The sequence below is a fragment of the Psychroserpens sp. AS72 genome, from assembly GCF_038900375.1.
GTDB lineage: Bacteria > Bacteroidota > Bacteroidia > Flavobacteriales > Flavobacteriaceae > Psychroserpens.
On record NZ_JBBMRC010000006.1, the window covers coordinates 130,995 to 149,813 of the forward strand.

21 protein-coding genes are annotated in these 18,819 nt (G+C 32.1%); 16 read left to right on the plus strand and 5 right to left on the minus strand.

The features are described from left to right. Positions 1-41: 41 nt before the first annotated feature. The gene (locus WNY78_RS12650; RefSeq protein WP_342873571.1) at positions 42-968 is read right to left on the minus strand and encodes a T9SS type A sorting domain-containing protein; all 927 of its coding nucleotides are present in this window, start codon (positions 966-968) and stop codon (positions 42-44) included. Between the two features lie 156 nt (positions 969-1,124). Between WNY78_RS12650 and WNY78_RS12655 the strand changes: the two genes are divergently transcribed. The 5 genes from WNY78_RS12655 to dnaG all read left to right on the plus strand — a co-directional run bounded on the left by WNY78_RS12655 (position 1,125) and on the right by dnaG (position 6,764). Then, positions 1,125-2,102, plus strand: coding sequence for a polyprenyl synthetase family protein (locus tag WNY78_RS12655; RefSeq protein ID WP_342873572.1), 978 nt, complete (start codon positions 1,125-1,127; stop codon positions 2,100-2,102). Positions 2,103-2,208: 106 nt separating this feature from the next. Further along, positions 2,209-2,775 (plus strand): RNA polymerase sigma factor, encoded by a 567-nt coding sequence (locus tag WNY78_RS12660; protein ID WP_342873573.1) that lies wholly within the window; start codon positions 2,209-2,211, stop codon positions 2,773-2,775. Then, the gene (locus tag WNY78_RS12665) at positions 2,762-3,586 is read left to right on the plus strand and encodes a hypothetical protein (protein ID WP_342873574.1); all 825 of its coding nucleotides are present in this window, start codon (positions 2,762-2,764) and stop codon (positions 3,584-3,586) included. Before WNY78_RS12660 ends, WNY78_RS12665 begins: the two co-directional genes overlap by 14 nt. 26 nt (positions 3,587-3,612) lie before the next feature. After that, complete coding sequence (locus WNY78_RS12670) at positions 3,613-4,689, plus strand: hypothetical protein (protein ID WP_342873575.1); 1,077 nt, start codon at positions 3,613-3,615, stop codon at positions 4,687-4,689. Between the two features lie 101 nt (positions 4,690-4,790). Beyond that, entirely contained in the window at positions 4,791-6,764 is a 1,974-nt protein-coding gene (gene dnaG / locus WNY78_RS12675) for a DNA primase (RefSeq protein ID WP_342873576.1), read from the plus strand. Between the two features lie 10 nt (positions 6,765-6,774). On the opposite strand, the gene WNY78_RS12680 is transcribed toward dnaG, so the two are convergent. Continuing rightward, a complete protein-coding gene (locus WNY78_RS12680; RefSeq protein WP_342873577.1) occupies positions 6,775-7,404 on the minus strand; it encodes a response regulator transcription factor in 630 nt (209 codons plus the stop codon). 134 nt (positions 7,405-7,538) lie between these two features. Further along, positions 7,539-8,327, minus strand: a complete 789-nt coding sequence (gene nadE, locus WNY78_RS12685; protein WP_342873578.1) for an NAD(+) synthase — start codon at positions 8,325-8,327, stop codon at positions 7,539-7,541. Positions 8,328-8,611: 284 nt separating this feature from the next. On the opposite strand from nadE, the gene gldB reads away from it, so the two are divergent. From gldB to WNY78_RS12700, 3 genes are all read left to right on the plus strand, one after another. Then, the gene (gene gldB, locus WNY78_RS12690; RefSeq protein WP_342873579.1) at positions 8,612-9,571 is read left to right on the plus strand and encodes a gliding motility lipoprotein GldB; all 960 of its coding nucleotides are present in this window, start codon (positions 8,612-8,614) and stop codon (positions 9,569-9,571) included. Beyond that, complete coding sequence (gene gldC, locus WNY78_RS12695; RefSeq protein WP_342873580.1) at positions 9,571-9,906, plus strand: gliding motility protein GldC; 336 nt, start codon at positions 9,571-9,573, stop codon at positions 9,904-9,906. Before gldB ends, gldC begins: the two co-directional genes overlap by 1 nt. A 260-nt stretch (positions 9,907-10,166) precedes the next feature. Further along, on the plus strand, positions 10,167-10,781 hold the full coding sequence (locus tag WNY78_RS12700; RefSeq protein WP_342873581.1) for a DUF4230 domain-containing protein: 615 nt from the start codon (positions 10,167-10,169) through the stop codon (positions 10,779-10,781). Between the two features lie 82 nt (positions 10,782-10,863). Here WNY78_RS12700 and WNY78_RS12705 read toward each other — a convergent pair whose 3' ends face one another. Together WNY78_RS12705 and WNY78_RS12710 are read right to left on the minus strand one after the other, a co-directional pair. Then, positions 10,864-11,172: a rhodanese-like domain-containing protein gene (locus tag WNY78_RS12705; RefSeq protein ID WP_342873582.1), complete on the minus strand. Its 309-nt coding sequence runs from the start codon at positions 11,170-11,172 to the stop codon at positions 10,864-10,866. 96 nt (positions 11,173-11,268) lie between these two features. Next, on the minus strand, positions 11,269-11,574 hold the full coding sequence (locus WNY78_RS12710) for a rhodanese-like domain-containing protein (RefSeq protein ID WP_342873583.1): 306 nt from the start codon (positions 11,572-11,574) through the stop codon (positions 11,269-11,271). An 88-nt stretch (positions 11,575-11,662) separates the two neighbouring features. Here WNY78_RS12710 and WNY78_RS12715 point away from each other — a divergent pair, with 88 nt between their 5' ends. From WNY78_RS12715 to WNY78_RS12750, 8 genes are all read left to right on the plus strand, one after another. Beyond that, positions 11,663-12,232: a TetR/AcrR family transcriptional regulator gene (locus WNY78_RS12715; protein WP_342873584.1), complete on the plus strand. Its 570-nt coding sequence runs from the start codon at positions 11,663-11,665 to the stop codon at positions 12,230-12,232. Between the two features lie 69 nt (positions 12,233-12,301). Continuing rightward, positions 12,302-13,375, plus strand: a complete 1,074-nt coding sequence (paaE, locus tag WNY78_RS12720) for a 1,2-phenylacetyl-CoA epoxidase subunit PaaE (RefSeq protein ID WP_342873585.1) — start codon at positions 12,302-12,304, stop codon at positions 13,373-13,375. A gap of 210 nt (positions 13,376-13,585) precedes the next feature. Beyond that, a complete protein-coding gene (paaA, locus tag WNY78_RS12725; RefSeq protein WP_342873586.1) occupies positions 13,586-14,542 on the plus strand; it encodes a 1,2-phenylacetyl-CoA epoxidase subunit PaaA in 957 nt (318 codons plus the stop codon). A 105-nt stretch (positions 14,543-14,647) separates the two neighbouring features. Next, positions 14,648-14,935, plus strand: a complete 288-nt coding sequence (gene paaB, locus WNY78_RS12730) for a 1,2-phenylacetyl-CoA epoxidase subunit PaaB (protein ID WP_342873587.1) — start codon at positions 14,648-14,650, stop codon at positions 14,933-14,935. Positions 14,936-15,070: 135 nt separating this feature from the next. Then, positions 15,071-15,823: a 1,2-phenylacetyl-CoA epoxidase subunit PaaC gene (gene paaC / locus WNY78_RS12735; protein ID WP_342873588.1), complete on the plus strand. Its 753-nt coding sequence runs from the start codon at positions 15,071-15,073 to the stop codon at positions 15,821-15,823. A 68-nt stretch (positions 15,824-15,891) separates the two neighbouring features. After that, positions 15,892-16,392 carry a 1,2-phenylacetyl-CoA epoxidase subunit PaaD gene (paaD, locus tag WNY78_RS12740; protein ID WP_342873589.1) on the plus strand — a complete coding sequence of 167 codons (501 nt, stop codon included), beginning with the start codon at positions 15,892-15,894 and terminating at the stop codon, positions 16,390-16,392. 204 nt (positions 16,393-16,596) lie between these two features. Beyond that, complete coding sequence (locus WNY78_RS12745; RefSeq protein WP_342873590.1) at positions 16,597-17,379, plus strand: enoyl-CoA hydratase-related protein; 783 nt, start codon at positions 16,597-16,599, stop codon at positions 17,377-17,379. A gap of 168 nt (positions 17,380-17,547) precedes the next feature. Continuing rightward, complete coding sequence (locus WNY78_RS12750; protein WP_342873591.1) at positions 17,548-18,747, plus strand: 3-hydroxyacyl-CoA dehydrogenase NAD-binding domain-containing protein; 1,200 nt, start codon at positions 17,548-17,550, stop codon at positions 18,745-18,747. The last annotated feature ends 72 nt before the right edge of the window (positions 18,748-18,819 follow it).

Sequence of the window (18,819 nt, forward strand, 5' to 3'; positions counted from 1 at the left end):
GTAGTCGAAATCTGGTCGCTTTTTTGTAAAAAAATAACTATTTAACTTTTTATAAATTTGATGGTTTTTGTACCGTTTTCTGTGCTTATTCTTGCAAGATAAACGCCATTTTTAAGTGTTGCTAATTCAACAACATCTTCATTTCCATTCAAAACTTGATTCTTAACTCGCTTTCCTATAACATCATAAATTTCTATAGTATTCAAATTATTTTGAGGAGAGCTTAGTTTTAATTGTTTGATGTTGTCATTATAAAAATGAGTAAATGAATTAAAATCAAATTCATTAACAGAAAGTTCTTCATCATTAGTTCTAAAATTGTCTATGTATGCAAATCCTTCAAAATTATCATGAGAAAATCTCACTTGCTCAACAGCATCAGGAATAATTACTGTTCCAGTACTAATTTGAGTATCATCAACAAAAAAAGTAACAATAGATGCAGCGAATTCTATTCGTACATTATACCAAGTATTCGCAGACCATGCTATACCAGTATCATTTCTAACAACTGTGCCTAAACCATCGTCAACTAAAACAAAGATGTTTCCACCAAAATCAAATTCTAACCAAGTAATAAAAGATCCAGCGGTTAAATTTACCATTCCAAAAATGAAATTTGAGCTATTTGCGTCTTGCTGACTAATATTAATATCTGCAGAAAATATTGAGCCATCTTGTGCTACTGGAGTTCCATAATTATAAAAGGCACCGACAATTGCACTTGTTTGTCCTCCAAAAGCGGTTTCTTGAACTATTTTAAGAGATGCTGTTCCATCAGTTGCTAATTCGTCACTAATAACTTGATTGGTTATAAAACCTCCTGCACCATCGCCAGTTGTTGTCCAGCCATTTTGAGCATAAACATCTCCAAGCGTATATGCTGGAGCTTCAAATGAGATTGTTTCTTGAGCATTACCAAAAGTGAATGCCAGAAACATTAAAAATAAGAGAGTAATTTTTTTCATAAAATTCGGATTTTAAATTAATTAACAATTAAAGATAGAAAAAAATGGACAAAGAAATATCCTACTTATAAGTTTTAACTATTTATTATAACTATTACAAAACGGTAAGTTCATAATTAGTAATTTTGTAATATCAATCCAAAAAAGTATCAATACTTGAAAATTACTGAACAAATAAAACAACCCATAGCCTACGAGATGGAACTCTTCGAACAGAAGTTTCTTTTGTCAATGTCTAGTAAGGTTGCTTTATTAAATCGTATTACGCATTACATCGTAAACCGAAAAGGCAAACAGATGCGACCAATGTTCGTGTTTTTAGTTGCTAAAATGGTAGATAATGGTCAGGTTAGTGAACGTACGTATAGAGGAGCTTCAGTTATTGAGTTAATTCATACAGCAACTCTAGTGCATGATGATGTGGTTGATGATAGTAACAGACGTCGAGGTTTCTTCTCTGTTAATGCACTTTGGAAAAATAAAATTGCGGTTCTCATTGGTGATTTTTTATTATCTAAAGGTTTGTTACTTTCTATAGATAATAATGATTTTGATTTATTAAAGATTATCTCTGTAGCTGTTCGTGAAATGAGCGAAGGAGAATTATTGCAAATAGAAAAAGCAAGACAATTAGATATTACTGAAGACATTTACTACGAAATCATCAGACAAAAAACAGCGACGCTAATCGCAGCATGTTGTAGTTTGGGAGCTGCTTCTGTTAAGCCAAATTCTGAACACGTAGAGTCCATGCGTAAATTTGGAGAACTTATAGGTATGGCGTTTCAAATTAAGGATGATTTATTTGACTACGGAAACGAAGCAATAGGTAAACCAACAGGTATTGATATCAAAGAACAAAAAATGACCTTACCATTAATTCATGTTCTAAATAACTGCACAAAAAAAGAAAAGTCTTGGTTAATTAATTCTATTAAAAATCATAACAAGGATAAAAAAAGAGTAAAAGAAGTTATTGCTTTTGTAAAAGATCACAACGGACTCGATTATGCCATCATTAAAATGAAAGAATTTCAAGCAGAAGCTTTAGAGATTTTAAACACATATCCCGATTCTCAATACAAAACAGCATTAGAATTAATGGTGAATTATGTGATAGATAGAAAAAAATAAATTTTATAGTACTGATAATTAGTGTTTTATAAATTATTTTAAATTTCAGGCAACCATTTGTAAAACTATTGCGTCTTTATAAATAGAAGACCAAACTAAAGTTATTTTGAAAGTAATTCAATTACATCATAAAAATAATACGACGCTCATAAAAAGAGCAGCAAAAGGTAAACGCGATGCACAACACACATTGTTTGAAGTTCACGCACCAAAAATGCTAAGTGTTTGTCGCTATTATATAAAAGACTTGCAAAATGCAGAGTCTGTGATGTTAAAAGGATTTTTCAAAGCGTTCACAAACCTTAAAAATTTTAAAAACGAAGGAAGTTTTGAAGGTTGGTTAAGACGTATCATGGTTAGAGAATCTATTTCTTTTTTAAGACAAGAAAAGCATGTAGAATTTTCGGTTGAAGATGAAATCATTCATCAAGAGCATTACAATAATGTAGATTCACAAATTGAAGTGGCTCAAATTCAACAAATCATTGATGAACTTCCAGAAGGTTATAAGATGGTATTTGTCATGTATGCAATAGAAGGCTACAAACATCAAGAAATAGCAGATATTTTAAATATTTCTTTAGGGACTTCAAAATCGCAATTATTTAAAGCACGACAAATGCTTCAGAAAAAAATTAAGGACATAAATACAACAAGTTATGGCACCAATTAAGTTTGAAGAAAACATAAAAGATAAGTTAGAGAAGAGAACCATACAGCCATCAACTGATGCTTGGGATGCATTATCTGCAGATCTTAATAAGGACAAAAAAAATAAAAAGGGTCTCATATTTTATATAGGTATAGCAGCTAGTGTTATAGGTATTTTATTGGTCGCTAATATGATGTTTAATGCTTCGGAAAATCAACTTGGAGAACCAACGATAGTTGATACTGATACTAAAGAAATCCCAAATAAAGTAGAATCAAAAGACATACATGAAACAGTTGAAAAGGAGGTTGTTGCTAAAATTTCCGAAGAAACAAATAATCAAAAAGAAATAAAACAAGTTAAATCATCAATCAAAAACGAACCAAAATTAGCAACAATTTCTAATCAACCAATCACTAAGAATGTTGAAAATACGAATAAGAAATTAATTAAAGAACAATTAGAAATTGTAAACGAAACAAAACAAGCAGTCGCAACATTAAATTTTGCTAATACTAAAAAAGAACAATCAACAGTAAGTACATTAACCTTTGAAGAAGTAAAAGTAGATGAGGTTATTAATCAAATTAAAAAGCTGAAAATTGAAAATGGTACCGTTTCAGATACCGAAATTGAACACCTGTTAAAACAAGCAGAAAGAGATATTTTAAGAGAACGTATATACAATGAAACTACGAGAACGGTAGATGCAGATGCTTTACTTCAAGACGTTGAAGATGATCTGGAACAATCGTTTAGAACTAGAGTATTTGAAGGCTTAAAATCAGGTTTCGAATCAGTCAAAACTGCAGTGGCTGAGCGCAACAATTAAATAATCATCAATTTAAAACAAACATTATGAACACTATCACAAAAACAGTAGTGCTACTATTCCTATGCTTAATTGTAAGTAATGTGAATGCACAAGAAACGCAACAAGATTCAACAAAAACTAGTATTTCATGGAAAGAAAATAGTTTTGAAATCGAAAAGTTAATTGAACTAAAAAAGTCTATTGAAAACGAAGAACGCGAATTTTTAAAAGAAGAAGTAGAAAACATAAATAAAAGACTAGAATCTGGAATTATAACCGAATCTGAAGCTCAAAAACTAAAAAAAGAAGCGGCAAAAAAACGAGCTCTAAACATTGAAAATCGTATTGCAATTATTGATAATAAAATTGCTTTGTTAGAACGAAATGATGCTGGATATTCTGATGATACAAATCAGTTTGGGATTAGTATAGGTAGATTCACAGGGTTCAATATAAATTCAAAAAATAAAACAAGGGTTTATGATAAGCGAACTAGCAGTGATTTAGTTTTAGCAGCCGGTTTTAACAATGCAATTGGAGAAGGTCAAGATATTGGAGATGATTATTCTTTCATGGGATCTGGATTTATAGAATTAGGTGTTGCCTGGAAAACAAGACTTTTCAAAGAGTCAAATGCAGTTAGATTAAAGTATGGTTTCTCATTTCAATGGAATAAATTGACACCAAAAAATGATCGTTATTTTGTTCAAGACGGAAATGTAACAACTTTAGAAGATTTTCCTAGTGAATTAAAAGAGTCAGAATTTAGAATAACAAATCTAGTATTCCCATTACACTTTGAGTTTGGACCATCAAAAAAGATAGAACGCAAAAATTATTTTAGATATAGTACAGCAAAACATTTCAAAGTAGGTATTGGTGGATATGCTGGTTTTAATATCGGCACACAACAAAAATTGAGATTTGAAGAAAATGGAGATCGTGTGAAGCAAAAAATAAGACGTAATTACAATGCGTCACCATTTGTATACGGTTTGAGTGCATATGTAGGTTATGGAGGATTAGGGATTTACGCAAAATACGACTTAAGCCCAATGTTTAAAGATCAAACGTTTGATCAACATAATTTATCACTCGGATTTAGATTTGATTTGGATTAGTCTATTTTAATATCCAATTAAAAGCTTCATTTACTTTAGTAATGAAGCTTTTTTGTTACCATATAATAGTCTAAATTTGAACTCCATAATTATTTCAAAAATTGATATCAAAATCCTCCATAGAACAAGTATTTGAAACCGCTCGCGTTGAAGAGGTTATTGGCGATTTTGTTCAATTAAAAAAATCAGGAAGTAACTTTAAAGGTTTGAGTCCGTTTAGTGATGAACGTTCGCCAAGCTTTATGGTGTCTCCTGTTAAACAAATTTGGAAAGATTTTTCTAGTGGAAAAGGAGGTAATGCAGTTACTTTTTTGATGGAACATGAGCATTTTACGTATCCTGAAGCCATAAAATATCTCGCTAAAAAGTATAATATTGAAATAGAAGAGACTGAACAAACTGATGAGCAAAAGCAAGACGCTAATGAACGTGAGAGTTTGTACTTGGTTAATGAGTTTGCTAAAGATTATTTTGAACGTATCCTATTTAAAACAGATCAAGGTCAAGCTATTGGTTTAAGTTATTTTAAAGAACGTGGTTTTACAAATGACACTATAAAACAATTTAATTTAGGATATTCACTTGATGAGTGGCAAGGCTTTACAGATGAAGCTTTAAAACAAGGCTATCAAATTGAGTTTCTTGAAAAAACAGGTTTGACAATCGTTAAACCAGATAAGAAATTTGATCGCTTTAAAGGACGTGTCATGTTTCCTATTCACAGTATGAGTGGTCGTATTTTAGGATTTGGTGGACGTATTCTTAAAATAGATAAAAAAGCGGCTAAATACATGAACTCTCCAGAGAGTGAAGTGTATCATAAAAGTAAAATTCTCTACGGAATTTACCATGCAAAACAATCTATAGCCAAAGAAGATAATTGTTACTTAGTTGAAGGGTATACAGATGTCATTCAATTTCATCAAACCGGAATTAAAAACACAGTAGCTTCTTCTGGTACAGCCTTAACTCCTGAGCAAATAAGACTTGTAAATAGATTAACAAATAACATCACAGTGCTTTTTGATGGTGATGCTGCAGGAATTAGAGCATCCATTCGTGGTATAGATTTAATTCTTGAACAAGGTATGAATGTAAAAGTATGTGGTTTCCCAGAAGGTGAAGATCCAGATAGTTTTGCAAAACAAAATACGCTAGAAGAATTAACAGCTTATCTAAACGAAAACTCTAAAGATTTCATTCAATTTAAAGCCTCTTTATTAGTTAAAGAAGCTAATAATGATCCTATAAAAAAAGCAGAAACAATTAGAGAAATAGTAAACAGTATTTCTAAAATTCCAGACCAGATTAAAAAGGAGATTTATATCCAGGAGTGTTCACGTATTATGGATATAAGTGAGGATGTTTTGTTTACAACACTAGCTCAAATAAATAAAAAAGATGTTCAAGAGGCTAATAAAAGCTATCAAAATGAACAAAAACAAAATGCGTTTCAAGTTGTAAAGTCAGAGCCTAAAGCTAAAAAAGTCGATTTACAATATGAATTAGAACGTAAAATTATTGAAATTCTATTGCTCTACGGAACAGAGGTAGAAGACTTTGAAGATTTGGTTTTAAAAGAATCTGATGATGGAGAATTAAAATTAGAACCCGTAATCCATAATGCAAAAGTGTTTGAAAAAATATATTTGGATTTACAAGAAGATGAGATGCAATTTACAAATGCTAATTTTAAGACGTTATATTACTCAATTATAGATACACTGCATCAGGAACCGGAATTCTCAACAAGTAATTTTGTAAATAAACTCGATCAAGAATTAGCAAGTGATGTCACTACTATTCTCATGAATGATGAACGTTACACATTGCATGATTGGGAACGTAATCATATTATTCCGAAGGAAAAACTACATTCAATTGGGCAGTTGGTAACACAAACCATATTAACATTACGATGTTATTTAATCGATAAAAAAGTGTCTGAATATCAAAACGACACTTTACGTGAAAACGCTAATACTAGAAGCATTTTGGAGGATGTTAAAGATTATCTAGGTCTAAAAATGCTACTCTCTAGAAAACTAGGTAAAGTAGTTGGTGGTAAAGTTTAAAATTCAGATTTTAAGTTAAATCCATATGCTTACCTTGATTCACTAAATCTATAAGGTTAGTAACATTAAGCTTTTTAAAAAGTCTGGCTTTATAAGTGCTTACTGTTTTCTCATTGATATCAAGCTCTTTAGCAATTTCTTTATTTTTTTTACCAGAAGACAATAATTTTAGAACTTCTACTTCGCGAGTTGACAATCGCTTGTAAATTCTACTTTTAGATTGTTTAGTGTCATTGTAATTTAAATGCTTAGACATTTTTTCACTCAAATGAATATCACCTTTATGAGCCGTTTTAATAGCTTTTGTGATAACATCTGTCGATTCAAATTTTGATACATAACCAGAGGCTCCAGCCTTTATGGTACTTATAGCATAAATTTCTTCAGGATGATAACTAAACATAATAATGTTAATCTTACTATGTTCTTTTTTAATAGCTCTTAGTGCAGTAATTCCATTGAGTTCAGGTAGTTCAATTTCAGAAACAATAACATCAACATCATTATTTCTAACAAATTCAAATATCTCAACACCACTGCCTACTGTTCCAATAACTCGAATTTCATCGTGATTTTCGAATAATAATTGAAAGCCAGTAGTTACGATAGGATGGTTGTCAACGACTAAAACCTTAATCATAATACATATTTAATTGGTTAATTAGTATAGAGTGCCAGAACTTATTTTAAATAAATTCAAGAGTGTGGAGATTTGCTTTGCAAAACTACGAAAAATTTCAACATACTTAAATTAATTTATGATTTTCTCAGTATTTATTTTAAATTTTTAGGAATTTCACAAATCGGTATTGGGATCATCTTATGAGTGTTAGAACGATTATATCTCATAAATATATGATAAACTTCCTTTTGGCGACCTTCAAAATCATCAACTGTTTTGCCTTCATCTTTCATAGTCATAGCCCATTCTAATTCTGGGTATGATGCTCCTATTTGATCCTCATCACTTCTAGCGTCTCCAAATAAACCGTCGCTTGGTGCAGCGTTCATGATTGATTCTGGCACGTTTAGGTATTTGCCTATCTTATAAACTTCAGATTTCATAAGGTCTGCAATAGGACTCAAATCAACACCACCATCTCCATATTTTGTATAAAAACCTACTCCAAAATCTTCAACTTTATTACCAGTACCAGCTACTAAAAGTCCAAGAAGTCCAGCATGATAATATAACGTAGTCATTCTCAATCTAGCTCTAGTGTTAGCTAATGCCATATCAACTGTAGTTTGTTTGCCTTCTAAAGACACTTCAGTTTTAAATTCTTCAAATACAGGAGTAAGATCAACTCTCGTGTCTTTTACATTAGCAAAGCGTTCTTTAAGTTGTGTTATGTGCTCTTGAGCTCTATTTACATGGCTCTCTGCTTGGTGTATTGGCATTTCAATACATAATAAGTCTAAACCAGTTTTTGCACATAATGTTGAGGTTACTGCAGAATCTATGCCTCCAGATATGCCAATAACAAAACCATTCACACCTGCTTTTGTAGCATAATCTTTTAACCAATTTACGATATGTTCAACAACTTTTTCTGTTTGCATTGTATGGAGTTTTTATTTAAAGAATAGTACCTTTGTCTAACAAAAATAATGAAGTCATTTAAACTTTTAACATTTAAGTGAAAATTAGTGACTTTTTTGATTATTTGAAGACTTTTTTAAATTGCATAGCATCGCTACGGTATTAAAAAAAAAAGACAAAAAATAGACGAAAAAGCTCAATTTTTTAGCAAATGGAAAAAGTGTAAATTACTTTAATAAGATAACTTCAAAAATCACGTTAGTAAAACATATTTACTTATATAAAGTTTTTGAAAACCAAATACATGAAAAAATTAATACTATTTGTTCTCGTTCTATTTGCTTTTTTAAGTTGTAAAAATGAAGATGCTTTAGAAGAAGAAATCGCAAAAATTGACACAAATTTTACTGTCGAGCGTTTTGATCGTGCTTTTGCTGAGGCTAAACCTGCGGATTTAGAGAATCTTAAAAAAACATTTCCGTTTTTCTTTTCTTCTAGAATTCCAGATTCAGTTTTTGTTGAGCAAATGAAAGATTCCTTCCAAATTGAACTTAATAAAGCTACCAAAGAAAAGTTTGGTGATTTCAAAACTGAAACCAGCGAAATTGAAAGCCTATTTCAGCATTTAAAATATTACAATAAAACATTCAAAGAACCACGTGTTATCGTATTTACTAATTATGTTCATTACAGAGAAAAACAAGTGGTTACAGATTCTGTTGTGCTTTTAGCTGTTGATAATTATTTAGGAGAAGATCATGAGTTTTACGGTAATTTCCCTAAATATATTGCTCAAAACCTAAAGCCATCACAATTAGTTGTCGATTTGGCCAAAGAGTATGCTTATAAGCACATCTTTCAGACTCAAAAAAAGACGTTTTTGGACGAGATGATTTTCTTCGGAAAAGAGCTGTATTTTAAAGATAAAGTCATTCCATTTAAAACTGATGCCGAAAAAATTGGGTACACTCCAGAGCAATTAGGGTTCGCTAATAATAATGAAGCTATGGTATGGACTGAATTTGTAGAAAACGAAATGCTCTACAGTACCGATGGTTCTCTAGTATCTCGTTTTATAGCAGATGCACCTTTTTCTAAATTTCAATTAGAATTAGATAATCAAACTCCAGGACGATTAGGACAATTTATAGGTTGGCAAATTGTGAAAGCATACATGAGAAATAATGAAGTATCTCTTCAAGAAATGTTGCAAACAGAAGCAATAGAAATTTTTAATAAATCAAATTACAAACCATCAAAATAATGGCAAAGCATACATCAAAAATAGAACTTAATATAGAACTAGATGAGAATAGAGTTCCAGAAAAATTACATTGGACAGCCGAAGATGGTGGGATTTCAAACGAAGAAGCAAAAGCAATGATGCTCGCTGTTTGGGATGCAAAAGCTAAAGAAACACTTCGTATTGATTTATGGACTAAAGATATGCCAGTAGATGAAATGAAACAATTTTTTCATCAAACACTTGTTGAAATGAGTAACACGTTTCATAGAGCAACACAAGATGAAAAAATGACTGCTACCATGAAAGATTTTTGTGATTATTTTGCTGAAAAATTAGAGTTAAAAAAGAAATAGAGATTTAATGATTAGTTAATACTGAGATAACCAATTTTTTTGTGAATCCTAATATTTTTGGAGTGCTGTCAATTCAATTAAAACGTTAGTTAGGCTTCATATGTCGAAGAAACTAATGTTTTTTTATTTTATAAATTATCTAATTTTTATTTTAAGATTGTAACTACAAATTGAATAAGAAATTGATTCAAACTAAAAACAAATATTAGGTCGTATTCAGGGTTGTAGGTTTTCTTTACAAAACTTAGTAACTTGGTCAAATGAGAAAAATACTTTTTGGCGTCTTAATTACACTGGTAGTTCTTTTCACATTTAAATATTGTGGAGACAAAAATGAGGATAAAATTACGCTTCAAGAAAATACTGCCCTCATTCAAGAGCAAATAAAAAACGTTGGTAAACTTGTTGTTACTGAAGGTCATTTTAGCGAAGTCTTCACTTATAAAAATTCAAAAGCTGTTTTTGCAGATTTTCTAGAAGCCAAAAAGCAGGCCATTGTTATCGTAAATGCAGATGTTACTGTTAGTTATGATTTAAGCCTAATTGAGTATGAAGTTGATGAACTTAATAAAACACTCCGTATTATAAGCATCCCGAAGGAAGAAATAAAAATCAGTCCAGATTTTGAATATTATGACATTCAAGCAGATTTTCTAAACCAGTTTGAAGCTAAAGATTATAATGACATAAAAAAAACAGTGAATACATCATTGATGAAAAAAATTGAAGCTTCAGATTTAAAATCTAATGCACAAAATAGACTCATTAGCGAACTCGCTAAATTTTATATTCTAACGAGTACTATGGGTTGGACTCTAGAATATAATGACAATCCTATAGAATCAACACAAGCATTACAAGGACTTAAATTATAGTAAATAAAACTTTGTAAGTTTTATAAATGTCATGCTGAGCGCAGTCGAAGCAAAACAATAAGGCTAAATTTTATTTTTGCAGTTACTGTTTTTTTCTATTTACACTAACCCAACCACCACCATTAATAGCGTCAATATTATTGAGGTTTAAAAATTTTGCAGCTTTTGCAGAGCGAACACCACTTTCACAACAAACTATAATTGGTTTGTCTATTGCTTTCACTTCACGTACACGATTGTTCAAATCATTTAATGGAATATGAACCGAATTTTCAATATGACCATTATCCCATTCGCGTTGAGTTCTCACATCTAAAATTACCGCTCCATTATTTATATATTGTTCAACTTGTCGTTTTTTGGTGCCAAAAATAAAACTTAATAATCCCATAGTTTCTTTTTGCTTCAATTTACAAATAACCAATTGAACTTAAAAATTTCACAACAATAACAATACCTCTTTTCGAAATAAGATTAAGGATATAAACTATAGTTTTTTACTCAAACTCATCCAGCCACCACCATTAATTGCTTCAACTCCTTGCGATTTTAAAATACTAGCAGCACTACCAGAGCGCATGCCACTTGCGCAACATGTAATTACTGGTTTGTTAAGTTTTTTTATGTCACTTATTTTTGAGTTTATAACTTGTAAAGGAATGTTTTTTGATCCTGGAATTGCACCTTGACTATATTCTCCTTTAGTTCTTACGTCTATAATTACTGCATTTCTTGATTGAAAATCTTTAATTTTATCACCTTTGTTACCAAATAATGTATCTAATAATCCCATAATTTATTTTTTTTTACAAATTACATGCAATTATTTCAAAAGATAAGTAACAATAGTTACAACTTATATTTTTATATTCCATAGCGATATGAAAACTGAAACAAGAAAAGAAGAAATCATAAATACAGCTGCTAAGCTTTTTAAAGAAAAAGGATATAGTGCTGTCACCATGCGTGATTTGGCAACAGCAATGGGAATGAAAGCCGCAAGTCTTTATAATCATATCAATTCTAAACAAGATATCTTAAAAGCGATTATTATTTCAATTGCTGAAGAGTTTACTAACGGAATGACTACAATTATCAATTCCGAAGTTTCCAACATTGATAAACTTAAAAAAATCGTTGCTTTACACGTTAATATAACCTCTCGAAATACCAACGGAATGGCATCCTTAAATAACGATTGGATGCATCTCGAAGATCAATTAGAGTATTATCTCCAGCTTCGTGATGAATACGAAACTAATTTTCTAAACGTTATTAAAAAAGGTATTTCTTCTTCGGAAATTCGCCAAAGCAACCCAGAAATCATCATGTTTTCAATGCTCACTACGCTACGTTCGCTCTATCTATGGATTCCCAAAAAAGAAGATCTCAACGCAAACGATTTAGCTAAGAGTCTAAGTGAAGTCCTCATAGACGGAATTAACATCTAATTAAGAATTATATTTTGTATCTTTGCTTACCAAACTAACAAGTGTTAGTTGAAAATTATTTGTGAATTTATGGCAGATTTTTACAACTTAAAAGTTGCAGATATTTATAAGGAAACTGAAGATACATCAGTTGTGACATTTGAAATTCCATTAGAATTGCAAGATGCATTTAAATTCAGGCAAGGACAACATCTTACATTGAAAACAGATATTGATGGAGAAGATGTGCGTCGATCCTATTCTTTATGTTCAAGTCCAATAGAAAATCAATGGAAGGTAGCAGTAAAGTTAATTCCAGGTGGAAAATTTTCAACATATATCAATGATGTATTAAAAACAGGAGACCAACTTGAAGTAATGTCTCCTAGTGGGAATTTTGGTGTAGAAGTCAATGCAGATAAAGCAAAAAACTATTTATTTTTTGCAGCAGGAAGCGGAATTACACCAGTCTTGTCAATGATTAAAACACATCTTAAAGCTGAACCAAATTCAACTTGTAAGTTGTTTTATGTGAATAAAACAGCAAAATCCATTATCTTTAAAGAAGAGTTGGAGCAGCTAAGAAACACCTACTTTGGGAGATTTGAAATTTACTATTTCTTAACCAAAGAGCGTCGAGATATCGAATTATTTAATGGACGTTTTGATGATGAAAAAATGCAAGTCCTCACCAAAACATTTATTGATATTCCAGACACAAGCGAAGTGTTTCTTTGTGGTCCAGAAAAAATGGTTAACTATGTAAGTGAGTATCTAATACATGCTGGATTACCAAAAGAATTAGTGCATTTTGAATTGTTCGTTACAGGACTTTCCGAAGAAGATATTAAAAGAGCTGAGCGTTTAGCACAACAAAATGTTGAAGGAATAGAAGTCACAATTGTTGATGGTGGAAAAGAATTTGAATTCACCATGACTAAAGATTATGATAATATTTTGGATGCTGCATTAGGAGCAGGAGCCGATTTGCCTTTTGCATGTAAAGGAGGCGTTTGTAGTACTTGCAAATGTAGAGTAGTTGAAGGATCGGTAGAAATGAAAATTAATTATGCTTTAGACGAAAAAGAAGTTTCGCAACAATTAGTTTTAAGTTGTCAAGCTGTGCCAACATCGGAAAAAGTTATTGTCGATTTTGATGTCTAGATTAATGGGTGTTACAACGTCATTCTGAACTTGTTTATTCATAAATATCTAATTTAAATAAAGGTATTCATGAATCTTTGATTTCAGAATCACATTATCAGAAAGAAAAGAAGTTCTACGATTGATGTAGAAACCAAAATATATTGAAAAAGAAAAATTGAAGTTCAACTTGCTAAAGGTTAAAAGCCAACAGCAAAAAAGCTAAGAACGATGAGTGAAGAACAAATTAAAAATCTTGAGAAACAATTCGATGAACGTATTGCAAGAGACGAGAAAATCGAACCTAAAGATTGGATGCCAGAGAAGTATCGTAAAACGCATATTCGTCAAATGTCACAACACGCACATTCCGAAATTGTTGGTATGCTTCCAGAAGGTAATTGGATTACAAGAGCGCCTTCATTACGTCGTAAAGTAGCATTGCTTGCTAAAGTTCAAGATGAAGCTGGTCATGGTTTGTATTTATATTCCGCATGCGAAACATTAGGAATTTCTAGAGACGAATTATACGAACAATTGCATTCAGGAAAAGCTAAGTATTCTTCCATTTTTAATTACCCAACAATAACTTGGGCAGATATGGGAGCAATTGGTTGGCTAGTTGATGGTGCAGCAATTATAAATCAAGTGCCATTGTGTAATACCTCTTATGGTCCTTATGCAAGAGCAATGATTCGTGTGTGTAAAGAAGAGAGTTTTCACCAACGTCAAGGGTATGAAATCATGATAAAATTGGCTAATGGTACGCCTGAACAAAAAGAATTAGCGCAAGATGCACTTAATCGTTGGTGGTGGCCAAGTTTAATGATGTTAGGACCAACTGATGCTGAGTCTGTGCATACTGAGCAATCTATGAAATGGAAATTAAAACGAAAGTCTAACGATGATTTACGTCAGCAATTTATAGATCAAACCGTTCCTCAAGCCGATTTAATCGGATTGACTATTCCAGATCCAGATTTAAAATGGAACGAAGAAAAAGGGAGTTACGATTTTGGTGAAATCAATTGGGACGAATTCTGGCAAGTTGTTAAAGGTCATGGACCTTGTAATAAGGAACGAATGAAAGCTAGAGTTGGTGCATGGGAAGAAGGAGAATGGGTTCGAGATGCAGCAATGGCTCATGCCGAAAAGAAACAAGAAAGAAAACAAAAACAAGCAGTTTAAATTGTTTGTCACCTTGAGCATTGGTTGAGATAAAAATATATTTTTATTGAAAGCACATTGTGTAGCAATTAGAAAGGTCTTCAAACATAGAAAATAATAAATATCATGTCAAAAAAAAACTGGCCTCTTTGGGAAATCTTCGTAAGAAGTAAAAACGGATTAGAACATAGGCACTTTGGTAGTCTTCATGCTGCAGATGCAGAAATGGCTCTAGAAAACGCTCGTGATGTCTATACAAGACGAAACGAAGGTGTAAGTATTTGGGTTGTAGAATCAAAAAATATCACAGCTTCCAATCCAGAACATAATGGTGAAATGTTTGAGCCTGCTCAAGATAAAGTGTATCGTCATCCAACATTTTATGATTTACCAGACGAAGTGAAACACATGTAATGCTAACGTCATTCTGAACTTGTTTCAGAATCTCATAAATATTAACGAAATGTCACCTCGAGCATTGATAGAGATGAAATATAAATTTCATTGAAAGCACGTTGCGAAGCAATACGAGAGGTTTTATAGGAAATTATGAAACAAAATCTATACAATTACATACTAGGCATAGCAGATAACTCCTTAATCTTAGGTCAACGCCTAGGTGAACTCTGTGGTCATGGACCAACTTTAGAAACAGACATCGCTTGTACAAATATCTCTCTAGATTTATTCGGACAAGTAAGAAGCTATTTTCAATATGCAGCAAAAATTGCAGGTGATAATAGAACAGAAGATGATATCGCTATGCTTCGAAAAGAGCGTGAATATAAAAATGTGTTATTAGTTGAGCAACCCAATACAAACTTTGCTTACACTATGGCACGTCAATTTTTGTTTGATGTCTATCATCTAGCTTTTCTTACTGAATTACAAAAAAGTACAGATTTGACACTTTCTGCAATTGCAAATAAATGCATCAAAGAAGTGAGTTATCACGAACGTTTTTCTTCAGATTGGATTAAACGTTTAGGTGATGGTACTGATGAAAGTAATGCTAAAATGCAAGAGGCTATCAATGATTTGTGGACCTACACTGATGAATTATTTCATCAAACGGAAGCTGATAAAGCAATGGTTGCTGAAGGCATAGGTATTGATGTTACCAAACTAAAAGAACATTATTACAAGCAAGTAAATGATCTTTTAGAAGAAGCTAATCTTCAGGTTCCAGAATCTAAATGGTTTCAAAAAGGAGGTAAAGAAGGTATTCATACCGAACATTTAGGATATTTATTAAGCGATTTGCAATATATGCAACGCACCTATCCTAATATGGAATGGTAGTATAATGTCATTCAGAGTGTCACACTGAGCGTAGTCGAAGTGCAAACGAAGAATCTCATTTATAAATTATGAAAACAACAGAACAAAACATAGACGACATTTTAATTCCAATTCTGGAACAAGTTTCAGATCCCGAAATACCAGTATTATCTATCATGGATATGGGAGTTGTGCGTTCAGCTGTTTTCGAAAACAATATAGTAAAAGTGCAAATAACTCCTACCTATAGTGGTTGTCCAGCAATGGATGTAATTGGAGATGATATTAAAGCAGCATTAAAAACAGCAGGATATAATTCTGAAATAGAACTAATCTTAGCTCCAGCTTGGACAACCGATTGGATTACACCAAGAGGAAGAAAAGCATTAGAAGATTATGGTATAGCAGCACCTCTAGATGCAGAAGCAGATAAAGATGTATTGCTAAACGGAAAACGAATCGTTAAATGTCCACAATGTGGATCAACAAACACACGATTGGTAAGTCAATTTGGCTCAACAGCATGCAAAGCACAATTTCAGTGTGATGATTGCCAAGAACCATTTGACTATTTTAAATGTTTAAAATAACAAGGTGTTGTCATCCTGAACTTGTTTCAGGATCTCATCAAGGATAATAAAAATTAGTATAGCGTTACCCAAGGGTCGCGCTTTCACTACTCGCTCTTTTCAAGGAGCTCAAACAAACCGTTCAATCGCTAACGCGAAAATGGTCTGAAATTATTATTTCTTTTTTCATCAATGGAAAAAAGAAAAGAGAGAAAAATATAAGGTATGAGTAATTCAATACAATTAAAAATTGAAAATAAGGTCGCGTACATAACGCTTAACAGACCAGAAGTCTTTAATAGTTTCAATCGTGAAATGGCATTAAGTCTCCAGTCTATTTTGGATGACTGCGAAACCAATACTGATGTAAGAGCTATTGTTCTCACAGGAAACGGAAAAGCATTTTGTGCTGGTCAAGATTTAAAGGAAGTCACAGATCCAGATTTAAATCCTGGATTCAAAAAGATTCTTGAAGAGCATTACAATCCAATTATCACACGAATTAGAAATATTAAAAAACCAGTGATAGCAGCAGTAAATGGAGTTGCAGCAGGAGCAGGAGCAAATATTACCTTGGCTTGTGATATTGTTGTAGCGCACGAAAAAGTAAGTTTCATCCAAGCATTTAGTTTAATAGGTTTAGTTCCTGATAGTGCAGGAACTTTCTTTTTACCAAGACTTATCGGATTTCAAAAAGCATTAGCATTAGCGATGTTAGGTGATAAAATTTCCGCAGGCGAAGCAGAGAAAATGGGTATGATTTACAAATGTGTTTCTACCGAAGAATTTGAAGAAACCATTAACAATCTCGCATTTAAGCTAGCAAATATGCCAACCAAAGCTCTAGGGTTTATTAAAGAACTATTCAATAAATCAATGACAAACGATTTAGATGCTCAATTAGCATTAGAATCTAAATTACAAATAGAAGCAGCACAAAGTGAAGATTATGCCGAAGGTGTTGCAGCATTTATAGAAAAAAGAAAACCAAACTTTAAAGGAAACTAAATATCATTCAGAGCATTCCGAATATATTCGGAGTCGAAGAATCTTATTTAATATAAGTTAATGTTAGTTCTAGTGACATTGCATTTTAGCAATTTTGTATCGAGAACAAGATAATATAGAAATGTCATCCTGAACTTGTTTCAGGATCTCATCACAACAAGTGACAATATGAATATAGGAATAATAGGTTCAGGAACAATGGGAAGTGGTATCGCACAAGTTGCTGCAACTTCTGGTTGTAAAGTAAAATTATACGATACCAATCAAGCTGCTTTAGATAAAGCTAAAGCAAGCCTTGAAAAAATATTATTGCGTTTAATTGAAAAAGGAAGAATTGATACGTCTGAAAAAGATAGAATTCAAGCAAATATCTCTTACGTAAAGAACTTAAAAGATTTAGCAGATTCAAATTTGACTATTGAAGCTATAATTGAAAATCTTGATATTAAGAAAAAAGTATTTTCAGAACTAGAAAGCTATGTCGCAGATGATTGTATTATCGCATCAAACACATCAAGTTTATCAATAGCATCCATTGCAGCATCATTAAAAAAACCCGAACGATGTGTTGGTATTCATTTTTTCAATCCAGCACCTTTGATGAAGTTGGTTGAGGTTATTCCTGCCATTCAAACGTCTAAAGCAGTGTTAGAGAAATCCATACAAACTATTTCCGATTGGAAAAAAGTAGTAGCAGTAGCTAAAGACACACCTGGATTTATAGTAAACAGAGTAGCAAGACCATTTTATGGAGAATCATTAAGAATTTATGAAGAAGGATTAGCAGACCTGCCTGCCGGACAGGCAGGTTTTGCAATAATAGATAATGCAATGAAAACCCTAGGAGGTTTCAGAATGGGACCTTTTGAATTGATGGATTTTATAGGAAACGATGTCAATTACACAGTAACCGAAACTGTTTTTACAGCATTCTATTTCGATCCAAGATATAAACCAGCATTTACACAAAAACGCTTTGCGGAAGCAGGTTACTTAGGACGTAAATCTGGAAAAGGATATTACAATTATGATGCAAATGGAAAGATGGCTTCTCGTCATTCTGAACTTGTTACAGAATCTCATAACAGTGAGTTAAATGAGGAAATATTTAATAGAGTATTAATAATGCTAATCAACGAAGCAGCAGATGCACTGTTTTTAAACATCGCATCTGCTGAAGATATAGATAATGCCATGACCAAAGGTGTTAATTACCCAAAAGGATTATTGGCTTGGGCAGACGAAAAAGGAATCGATTGGTGCGTGAATAAAATGGATGAATTATATAACGAATATCATGAAGATAGATATCGTTGTAGTCCGTTGTTACGTAAAATGAATAGAGAAAACAAAACATTTTTTAATTAGAGTGTCATTCAGAGCGATAGCGAAGAATCTCAAAATTAGATTGCCACGTCCTTCGTCCCTGTCTGCCGACAG

Bases quoted from the DNA above. Each gene is read 5' to 3' on its own strand.
- WNY78_RS12650 (WP_342873571.1), bottom strand. From the start codon at position 968: ATGAAAAAAATTACTCTCTTATTTTTAATGTTTCTGGCATTCACTTTT.
- WNY78_RS12665 (WP_342873574.1), top strand. From the start codon at position 2,762: ATGGCACCAATTAAGTTTGAAGAAAACATAAAAGATAAGTTAGAGAAG.
- WNY78_RS12670 (WP_342873575.1), top strand. From the start codon at position 3,613: ATGAACACTATCACAAAAACAGTAGTGCTACTATTCCTATGCTTAATT.
- WNY78_RS12680 (WP_342873577.1), bottom strand. From the start codon at position 7,404: ATGATTAAGGTTTTAGTCGTTGACAACCATCCTATCGTAACTACTGGC.
- nadE (WP_342873578.1), bottom strand. From the start codon at position 8,327: ATGCAAACAGAAAAAGTTGTTGAACATATCGTAAATTGGTTAAAAGAT.
- gldB (WP_342873579.1), top strand. From the start codon at position 8,612: ATGAAAAAATTAATACTATTTGTTCTCGTTCTATTTGCTTTTTTAAGT.
- gldC (WP_342873580.1), top strand. From the start codon at position 9,571: ATGGCAAAGCATACATCAAAAATAGAACTTAATATAGAACTAGATGAG.
- WNY78_RS12700 (WP_342873581.1), top strand. From the start codon at position 10,167: ATGAGAAAAATACTTTTTGGCGTCTTAATTACACTGGTAGTTCTTTTC.
- WNY78_RS12705 (WP_342873582.1), bottom strand. From the start codon at position 11,172: ATGGGATTATTAAGTTTTATTTTTGGCACCAAAAAACGACAAGTTGAA.
- WNY78_RS12710 (WP_342873583.1), bottom strand. From the start codon at position 11,574: ATGGGATTATTAGATACATTATTTGGTAACAAAGGTGATAAAATTAAA.
- WNY78_RS12715 (WP_342873584.1), top strand. From the start codon at position 11,663: ATGAAAACTGAAACAAGAAAAGAAGAAATCATAAATACAGCTGCTAAG.
- paaE (WP_342873585.1), top strand. From the start codon at position 12,302: ATGGCAGATTTTTACAACTTAAAAGTTGCAGATATTTATAAGGAAACT.
- paaA (WP_342873586.1), top strand. From the start codon at position 13,586: ATGAGTGAAGAACAAATTAAAAATCTTGAGAAACAATTCGATGAACGT.
- paaB (WP_342873587.1), top strand. From the start codon at position 14,648: ATGTCAAAAAAAAACTGGCCTCTTTGGGAAATCTTCGTAAGAAGTAAA.
- paaC (WP_342873588.1), top strand. From the start codon at position 15,071: ATGAAACAAAATCTATACAATTACATACTAGGCATAGCAGATAACTCC.
- paaD (WP_342873589.1), top strand. From the start codon at position 15,892: ATGAAAACAACAGAACAAAACATAGACGACATTTTAATTCCAATTCTG.
- WNY78_RS12745 (WP_342873590.1), top strand. From the start codon at position 16,597: ATGAGTAATTCAATACAATTAAAAATTGAAAATAAGGTCGCGTACATA.
- WNY78_RS12750 (WP_342873591.1), top strand. From the start codon at position 17,548: ATGAATATAGGAATAATAGGTTCAGGAACAATGGGAAGTGGTATCGCA.